This is a genomic window from Sphingomonas sp. DC4900, from assembly GCF_049896485.1.
Lineage (GTDB): Bacteria > Pseudomonadota > Alphaproteobacteria > Sphingomonadales > Sphingomonadaceae > Sphingomonas > Sphingomonas aquatilis.
In genome coordinates, this window is the sequence record NZ_JAFCUK010000024.1 from 20,468 (window position 1) to 29,142 (window position 8,675).

The window sequence follows — 8,675 nt, forward strand, 5'->3', positions numbered from 1 at the left end:
CGCAACGATCTGACCGGCGACGGGGCATAGACCCCGCGCGGCACGCACGTCGACAAGGCCGGGTCCCATGAGGTCACCGGCCATATCCTGGGAGAAGATGATGACCTGTTCGACCATGCCCTTCCTCAAGCTCGGGGCGTCGCTCGGCGCGCTGTCGCTTGCCAGCCTGTTCGCCGGATCGGCGCAGGGACAGGCCACTCCGATCGCTCCGGCGCAACAGGCCGGTCCGGTCGCGAGCAGCGGCACCCCCGCGCCGACCCACGCCGACGGCAAAGCGTCAAGCGCTCACGACACCGCGGCGAAGGCCACGCACACGCCGTCGATCGTCGATGGCCAGAAGGGCGCGCACGCCGACAATTTCGATCCGACCCAGGATATCGTCGTCACCGGCTTTCGCGGGTCGATCCAGAATTCGCTCAACCAGAAGCGCTATTCGGACGTGCAGATCGATGCGATCACCGCGCAGGACATCGCCGATTTTCCGGACGCCAATCTGGCGGAATCGCTCCAGCGCCTGCCCGGCGTGTCGATCGATCGCGACAATGGCGAAGGGCGCGGCATCACCGTTCGCGGCCTGGGCGGCGATTTCAACCGCACGCGCCTCAACGGCATCGAGGCGCTGTCCACGGCGGGATCGAACGATTCGGGCACCAGCCCCAATCGCAGCCGCAGCTTCGATTATTCGACCTTCGCCTCCGAATTGTTCAGCGCGCTGAAGGTGCAGAAAACCGCGTCGGCGGAAACCGACGAAGGCTCGCTCGGTGCGACGATCGATCTGGAGACGGGCAAACCCTTCGATTTCAAGGGAACGCGCATCGGCGGGTCGGCGACCGCCAGCTATAACGAGAACAGCAAAAAGGCCAATCCGCGCCTCGCCGGGCTCGCCTCCTTCCGCTTCGGGGCGGACAAGAGGATGGGGCTGCTCGTCTCGGGCGCGTACAATAGAACCGACAATATCATCGACCAGTATAACCGCGGCGTCGGCGCCTCGGACTATCTGTACCGCAGCAGCCAGTTCGTCGGCGAAGGCACGCCGCAGCGCGCCGGCTTTTCGGCGCCGGTCGGCGCGATCAATTATGCCAATCCCGATGCGACGGCCTTCCAGACGGGATCGGACCCGACGGCCTATGCCAAGCTCTATCCGGGCGCGCCGTACAATACGCCGGGCCGGTTCGACGATTCGACGGTGCGGATTCCTGCTCTGCCGTCGCTGACGCATCAGGTCGTGCGCAACCAGCGTCTGGGCCTGACCGCGGCCTATCAATGGGACGTGACCGACAAGACGCGCATCTCGATCGACGGGCTCTATTCGCGCTTCCACAACAGCAGCGAAAACGACCAGCTCTCGCCGGTCGGGCTCAATCGCAACAACACCAGCGCCGCCTACAATACGGCGGCGGGGCGGCTGACGCCGGCGGCGGCACGCGCGGCCTATCCGGGGCTTTGCACGCCGGCGGCAGGCAGCGACATCGCCGTGTCGCAGGATTGCGGCCAGTCGCTGTACGGAACGAAGCCGGCGTTCGCCACGGCGCTCAACGCGCAAGGGCAGTTGGTATCCTCGGTCCTCGGCACCGCGGCGGTGGTGCCGGGCGCGACCAACCCGAGCAATGCCAATATCTTCTTCACCAACCCTAATAACCTCGACCCGTATGACTATTACAACAACCCCAATTCGGTCGGGTATATTCCGTCGAGCAACGGCCTGGCCTATCGCGGCCAGCTGATCGGTCGGCCGAGCGTCGATGTCCTCGACGCGAACGTGACGAACGGGCTGGCCGATTACCTGGTGCTGCGGAACGTCGACATGCGATCGGCGGTCGATTATTCGGAATATACGACCAAGTTCTGGCAGGGCACGTTCCGCCTGGATCAGGAATTCACCGACAATTTCAAGATGACTGCCATCTATGGCCGGTCGAAGTCGGTGAACTACAGCACCGGGCTGCTTGTCGAATTCAACCGCATGGATTCGCCCCAGAACTTCGTCTACGATGATCGGGCCCACGGCGACATGCCGTTGCTCGACTTCGGGTTCGACGTCGCCAATCCGGCGAACTGGACGACGGTGAAGGGCTTTTCGGCGATCCGTCACTACGAACGCTACGTCAGCAACACCTATCAGGCGATGCGCGCCGATTTCGACTGGCGGATCAACGACCAGTTCAACATCGGCTTTGGTGGTACGCTGCGCCGCTTCGGCTTCGAGACGTCGCAGGGCGAGCGCAACCTGGATACGCTCAACCCGACGCTGCTGGAGGCGGGGTCGACCACCGCAGCGAACAGCAAGATCGTGTCGTTCGGCCAGGGCTTGCAGACGCCGGCCGGCACCGTGTCGCGCTTCCTCGTGCCCGACCTGGCCAAGTTCAACGACCTGCTCGGCTTCCAGTGCGACTGCATCAACAAATATGGCGACTGGCGCCTGACCACCAAGCGCAACGGCGGGTCGGCGAGCTATGGCGTCGACGAATATGACAAGGGGCTCTACCTCCAGTTCGACTTCAACACGGAGATCTTCGGCCGATCGCTGCGCGGCAATGCGGGCACGCGCGTCGCCTTCACCGATGTGACGTCGACCGGGACGTCGCAGGCCGGGCGTCCGATCATCGGGCGGAACAGCTACACCGACTGGCTGCCGTCGATGAACCTCAATTACGAGATCGTCCACAACCTCATCCTGCGGATCGGCGCGTCGAAGGTGATGGCGCGCCCGTTGCTGGGCAATCTGTCCCCCACGATCACCTCCATCTCGATCCCGAGCAACGGCGACAATCAGGGTGCGTCGTTCACCATCGGCAACCCCAAGCTCGCGCCGTTCCGGTCGACCAACATCGACCTCAGCGCCGAATGGTATTTCACGCGCAGCAGCCTGTTCTCGGTCGCGGTGTTCAAGAAGGACGTCGAGAATTTCCCGCAGACGGTGCTGTTCGCCGCGCCGCTGTCGCAATTCGTCGATGATGCGACGCGCGCCGCAATCCGCGCGCAATATACCAATGTCAATCAGCTCGCCTATCTCGACAACAACAATCCCTTCATCGCCCGCCAGTATCGCGATGCGCCGGGTGGTTACATCAAGGGGATCGAGATCAACTTCCAGCAGAACCTCACGTTCCTGCCGTGGATGTTCCGCAACTTCGGCGTGCTGTTCAACTACACGCATATCAAATCGGAGCTGAACTACATCCTTGATCCGGGCGCGGTGTCTGGGACCGGCGTGACGATCCGGCCGCAGCTGCTGGGGAAGGGACCGTTCCTGGGCGTGTCGCCGGACGCGATCAACGCCACCTTGTTCTACGAAACCAAGGGGTTCCGCGCCCGCGTGTCGCTGGCGCAGCGGGCGGGCTACAGCACGACCTATCCGCTGGCCGCGGGATCGTGCAGCCCGGGCCTGATCACCGTCGGCCGTGGCAGCGTCGAAAGCGTCGGCTGCGACAGCCCGTTGATCAACGACTTCGCCTACAGCCGGGCGACGACCAACGTCGACGCCTCGCTCAACATCAACCTGATGAAGGGGCTGTCGATTTCGGCCGAGGGGCTGAACCTGACCAACCAGACCAGCAATCGCTACGCCTATTCCGGGCAGGAGGCGGTGTCGCAATATGGCAGCTCGGGCCGCGTCTATCGCCTGGGGGCACGCTTCAGCTTCTGACATTCCCCCATCTCCCCGGGGGCGACTTCGGCTCCGTGTACCGGTAACGGTATGCGGAGTCGCTTTATTCGGAAAAAGGCGTGCCCATGCAATGGTATGACGTGTCGCTTCGCCGCCCGATCCGGGATGCCGCATGACCGAATATAGTCGGCGCGATGCCTTCGGCCTTGCCGCGCTGGCGAGTGGCGGCGCGCTGATTCCCACCCCTCCGGCCGCCGCAGCCGGTGCGGCCGCCAGGCCGTCGCCGTGGCGCCGCGGGTACGAAGGGCAGCGGATCGCCGACCTTGGCGATGGTCGTTTCCTCAATCCGCTGATCGGCGGCGACCGGCCCGATCCCGCGATCCTGAAGGATGGCGCGGAGTATTACATGACCTTTTCAAGCTTCAACAGCTATCCGGGGCTGACGATCTGGCACAGCCGCGACCTGGTCAACTGGCGTCCGCGGACGGCAGCGCTGACCCGCAACATCGGGTCGGTCTGGGCGGTCAGCCTCGACAAGCATGACGGCCGCTATGTCCTGTATATCCCGGTCAAGGCGAGCCCCCGGAACGACATCTACGTCATCCACGCCGATCATATCGATGGCCCCTGGTCCGAGCCCATCAGCCTTGGCCTCCACGATCACATCGATCCCTGCCACGCCGTGGGCGAGGACGGTTCGCGCTGGCTGTTCCTGTCCGGCGGCGACCGCATCCGCCTGGCCGACGACGGCCTATCGACGGTCGGACCGGTCGAGCATGTCTACGATCCCTGGCGTTATCCCGACGATTGGGACGTCGAGGGCTTCAGCCCCGAAGGGCCCAAGATCCATCGCCACGGCGGCTGGTTCTACATGATCACCGCGGTTGGCGGCACCGCCGGGCCGCCGACGGGGCATATGGTGATCGTTGCGCGATCGCGGTCGATCCACGGCCCCTGGGTCAACGATCCGGGCAATCCCGTCGTCCGCACCGTCTCCAACGACGAGACATGGTGGTCCCGCGGCCATGCCAGCCTGGTCGAGGGGCCGGACGGCAGCTGGTGGTCGGTGTATCACGGCTATGAGAACGGGTATTGGACGCTGGGGCGGCAGGTGCTGCTCGATCCCGTCCGCTGGACCGCCGACGGCTGGTTCCGCATGACGGGCGGCGACCTGTCCAAGCCGCTGCCCAAACCGAAAGGCGGCGAGGGCGGTCCGCACGGGCAGCCGCTGTCGGACGATTTCTCCCGGCCGCTGGCGCTCGGCGCGCATTGGAATTTCTTCCGTCCCGGCCCCGAAGAACACGCGCGGGTGCGCGTCGATGCGGGCACACTGCATCTGACGGCGCGCGGCACGGCGCCTGTGGATTCCGCGCCGTTGCTGTTGACCGCCGGCGATCAGGCTTACGAATTCCAGTGCGATGTGGAGATTGCGCCGGGTGGTACTGCGGGGCTGATCCTGTTCTACGACGACAAGCTCTATTGCGGGCTCGGCTTCGACGAAAAGCGCTTCGTCACCCATCAATATGGCAACGAACGCGGGCGCCCCGCCAATCCGCACGGGCGCCGCATGCTGATCCGCATCGCCAACACACGGCATATCGTGGCGATCCACACCTCGGGAGACGGCGGCGCGACCTGGCAGCGGTTCGATCGGGGGATGGAGGTGTCGGGCTACCACCACAATGTCCGCGGCGGTTTCCTGATGCTGCGGCCGGGGCTGTATGCGGCCGGCGCGGGCGATGCGCGCTTCCGCGATTTCCGGTTCCGCGCGCTGTAACGCGCGCGCGCTGCGGCGTTTATCCCGCGATCTGTTCGGTCCTGCGCCGGCCGAAGGCGAGCAGGGGCGTATGAAATTGCGGCCAGCGCTGGCGCGCGCGCGGGCGTGCCGCGGTGATGCGCAAGGGCACCCACGCATCGGCGGCGCGCAGCCCCGGGTCGCTGGCGATCCGGACCACGTCGCGGTCGATGGGGGCAAAATAGACGGATTCGCCAAGGCTCTCGCGAATCCGGGCGGCGACGCGGTCCGTGTCGATGCCCCGCACGTGCAGGTCGATGTCGGCGAGGCCGCGGGTCACCCGGAACAGCATCCAGTGGATGTGGCCCAGCATGGTCGCCGGATCGCCGAACAGGCCGGCGTCGGCCATCAGCATTTCGGCGTAGACGCCCCAGCCTTCGCTGAAGCCGGCGGCATAGCGGAGTCGCAGCGGGTGGGGGTGGGCGAGCGCCTCAAGCGGCATCTGCGCCATATGGCCGGGCAGAAGTTCATGCGCGACGACACTGGGCAGCGAAAAGCGTGGGCGGCGGCGGATGTCCTTGAGGTCGACGACGTACAGGCCCTGCACGCCCGGGGCGGGAAGGATGCGGTAGCCGCCCTTGCCCGCGGCGATCTCGGCAGCGTCGAGCGGGCGGACGTCGACCGACAGGCAGGCGGCGGGCAGCGGGCCGATCAGGCGGGGCATTTGCGGGCGGATCGTCGCGAGCGTTGCGCGCATCGCCGCCACCGCCGCCTCGCGCCCGGCGGCATCGTCGGCGAACAGCCAGCGCGGATCGCGCCACAGCGCCTCGAACCGGGCACCCGTCGTGCCACCCGCGATACCCAGCCGGTCGAACAGGCGCATTGCGCGCGCGTCCAGCGAGGCTTTGGCGGCGGCGAGGTCGCGCGCGACGATATCCAGCCGCGCGTCGTTGCCCGCGACCCGCTGCGTCTGCAACGAAAAGCGCGTTGCCGCGTCGCTGGCGGTCGTCAGGGCGACGTCGATCGCAAGGCCGGCGCGGGCGGCCTCCAGGTCGAGGCGGCGGCCGGTGCTGGCGCCCGCCGCGGACAGCGGGGCGAGCAGGTCCAGCGCCTGCGCTGCCGGCAGCGTCGCCGCGGTGTCGAGTGCGGCGCCGATCGTCTGGTCGTCGTCCGTTCGGGCGAAGACCGGCGCGGCGAGGGCGGAGGCCGCCCCCGTGCCGAGCGCCGCGAGGACCTGCCGCCGCCGCATCATCGCGTGGGCTCCAGCGCCACCCGGTTGTTCAGCCGCGTCACTTCGGGGGCGTCACCGGGCAAGGCGATCTCGACGCTCGTCGCCTTGGCCGGGGCGGCGATACGGACCGTGGCGGTGCGGGGGCGCAGATCGGTCGGCGCGGCGAGCGGCGGGATCGCCGACGTCGCCAGCACCGCGCCGTCGACGCCACGTACGGTCAGCGTGCCCCCGGTGGTCGGCTGTGCGCCCAGACTATGGACGGTCACCGTCAGGCCGCGGCCGTTGCGCACCACGTCGTCGCGGCCGATGCCGATATCGGGACGCTGCTCGACCGGCCCGGTCGGCTTGGCGAGCCTGAACTCATAGACGGTGGTGGTGTGCGGCGCGAAGGCGACGGTGGTGCCGAGGCTGCGCTCGAGCGGCAGCGTGGTCGCGCCGCCATCGGGGATCAGCGTCTTGCCGCCGTCGCGGCTCGTCGCGCGCTGCATCGTCCATTGGCCCGCGGTGACGTTCCACGTCGTCATCTCCGCCCGCTGCACGCGATCGGTGCGGTTGTAGGCGATGACGCGGAAGTGGTCCGGCGTCGCGTTCGGCATCAGGATCGCGACGTCGCCGGCGGCGTCGGGCTCGGCGAAGCGCCACGATACCGTATTGCCCGGCCACGTCTGGTTCCGGCGCAACGCGATGCCGCCCAGCCGTTCGCGTTGCAGGATCTCATTGGGCTGTTCGACGCGGTCGGACCACCAATGGCCTTCGGTGTACATATATTCGTGCCGCGCCTTGTCGGCGATGGCGTCGGCATGCAGCCGTTCGAGTGCGGTGACGTCCCCCGTCGCATCCCAGCGCGTATAAAGCGCGAACGGATCGTCCTTTGCCGCCGCCGCGATGGCGTCGCGATACCTCGTGCCTTCGGGCAGGACGGCGAAGGCATTTTCGTTCATTTCGGCCAGCGCAGTCGGTCCCGACTTGGCGATGCGGCTCGTCAACGGGCGGAGGTATTTGGCATCGCCGGTGAAGCGCCACGCGCTCCACGCACTCTGCAACGGCGTCGAGATGCCGCCGCCGTCACCGGCCCGCTCGGCGTCGCTGTCCCAGTGGATTTCGTTGGGATAGCTCCAGACGCCCTTCGCATCCTGCTTGCCGTGCGCCATCCAGCCGTCGATCACGCCGGTCACCAGCCCGCGCGCGGCGGGATTGCCGTTGTACAGGCCGATCAGGATCGGTGCGTGCATGACGGTGAAGGCATAGGGCTTCTGCCACGCCCAGGGTGCGTCGCGATACATCTTGCGCCCGCCGTACCAGCTGGAGGCGAAATGCAGGTGCCCGGCGGGGTTCTTCAGGATCACGCCCTGCAAGGCGCGCGTCGTTTCCATCAGCCGCTCGACCGCCTTGGGCTCGCCCCAGTTGAGGTAGAGGCGTTCGGCGTCGGAGTTCAGCCCCTCCTCATAGGCGTGCAGCTCGTCGGTGGTGATATAGCCCAGGCCATTGACGCGCATGCCGTTGGTATAGACCGCATCGGACAGCGCGCGCAGCGAGGCGTTCACCTTGTCGGGATCGACCCCCATCAGCGCCAGACCCGGCCATTGCTGCGTCAGGTCGGTATCGTCCGAAATGCCACCGCCGAAGTCGCCATAGGGGACCTGACGGTGATCGATCCACCAGTCGACGAAGCGGCGGACGTATTTCAGGTCCTCGAGCTGGCGGAACGCCCACAGCGGCTCGCCTTTGGTCGGGACGGGCTGGGTGAAGGGCGGCAGGTTTTCAGGCCGATAGTCGATATCCGCCCAATAGGCCTGCGCCTCCTTATGGTCCGGATCGACCCGCAACAGATCGGTGATGTCGGCGAACAGACGGCGATACAGCGCCATGCGCTTCGATGAAGTATGCTCCTCGACCAGAAAGGCCCAATTGTCCTTCACCTGGTTGAAGCGGTCCGCGACATGTTCGGTGATCGCCTGCGCGCGGGGCTTGAACACCAATCGGTGACGTCCTCCCTATTTTTTCATCCAAGCTGAGTGAGAGTTTTCCGGCCCTTTGAAGCCTGCGGGCAAGGAGCTGGGACATGAAGAAGTCGAGATACACGGAAGAGCAGATTGCGTTTG

3 protein-coding genes and 1 pseudogene are annotated in these 8,675 nt (G+C 66.4%); 2 read left to right on the plus strand and 2 right to left on the minus strand.

The window, feature by feature from the left end; genetic code table 11:
* Positions 1-67 precede the first annotated feature (67 nt).
* Entirely contained in the window at positions 68-3,646 is a 3,579-nt protein-coding gene (locus ACP690_RS17360; protein WP_426261823.1) for a TonB-dependent receptor domain-containing protein, read from the plus strand.
* 133 nt (positions 3,647-3,779) lie between these two features.
* Entirely contained in the window at positions 3,780-5,384 is a 1,605-nt protein-coding gene (locus ACP690_RS17365; protein ID WP_426261824.1) for a family 43 glycosylhydrolase, read from the plus strand.
* A 19-nt stretch (positions 5,385-5,403) separates the two neighbouring features.
* On the opposite strand, the gene ACP690_RS17370 is transcribed toward ACP690_RS17365, so the two are convergent.
* Positions 5,404-6,594: a DUF885 family protein gene (locus ACP690_RS17370; RefSeq protein WP_426261825.1), complete on the minus strand. Its 1,191-nt coding sequence runs from the start codon at positions 6,592-6,594 to the stop codon at positions 5,404-5,406.
* Positions 6,591-8,567, minus strand: a pseudogene (locus ACP690_RS17375) (LamG-like jellyroll fold domain-containing protein); the annotation flags it as partial. The pseudogene ACP690_RS17375 and the gene ACP690_RS17370, both read right to left, overlap by 4 nt.
* Positions 8,568-8,675: the final 108 nt, after the last annotated feature.

Coding starts and splice junctions, on each gene's coding strand:
- ACP690_RS17360 (WP_426261823.1), top strand. CDS start 68: ATGAGGTCACCGGCCATATCCTGGGAGAAGATGATGACCTGTTCGACC.
- ACP690_RS17365 (WP_426261824.1), top strand. CDS start 3,780: ATGACCGAATATAGTCGGCGCGATGCCTTCGGCCTTGCCGCGCTGGCG.
- ACP690_RS17370 (WP_426261825.1), bottom strand. CDS start 6,594: ATGATGCGGCGGCGGCAGGTCCTCGCGGCGCTCGGCACGGGGGCGGCC.